Annotated in this window: 1 protein-coding gene; it reads right to left on the bottom strand. The window is 64.8% G+C overall.

What is annotated here, in order from left to right; genetic code table 11:
• Positions 1-385: hypothetical protein (locus Xsto_RS21820; protein WP_211284372.1), on the bottom strand; the 385-nt coding region annotated here is incomplete at its 3' end.
• Positions 386-401 lie beyond the last annotated feature (16 nt).

The raw sequence follows: 401 nt of genomic DNA, 5'->3' as shown, positions 1-401 counted from the left end.
GCCGGCTGACATAGCCGGTCTGATGCGTATGCAACAACTGGCGCTGTCCGGTGTGCCGGTCCACCCGGAACAGACATTGCTGCGTCCGCACCACCGCCGTCTTGGTCGCTGTTCCCGGCAGTGTGGGCAGCGAGTCATAACGGTAAATCACCTCATGCGCCGGCGCATCGTCATAGGCCCCGATGGGGGAAGCCACCCCCGGGGTCACCGTTTTCGATTTAACGTAACGGACAAACCCGTGGGGGTCAGCCGGACAGCCGTAGCAGTCGTCATCCGAGCGCCTCACCTCCCCTTTGGCCGGGTAATAAACCCACTCCGTGCGGGTCCCGTCCGGGGCAATCTGCAGGGTGGGGTTGCCGGCCGCATCAAACTCCGTCCGGGTCACCTCCTCCCGCTGGCCG

It is taken from the genome of Xenorhabdus stockiae (genome assembly GCF_002632825.1).
Classification (GTDB): domain Bacteria; phylum Pseudomonadota; class Gammaproteobacteria; order Enterobacterales; family Enterobacteriaceae; genus Xenorhabdus; species Xenorhabdus stockiae.
Note: the sequence above shows the minus strand (reverse complement) of the source record. Positions and strands in the feature narration are given on the sequence as shown.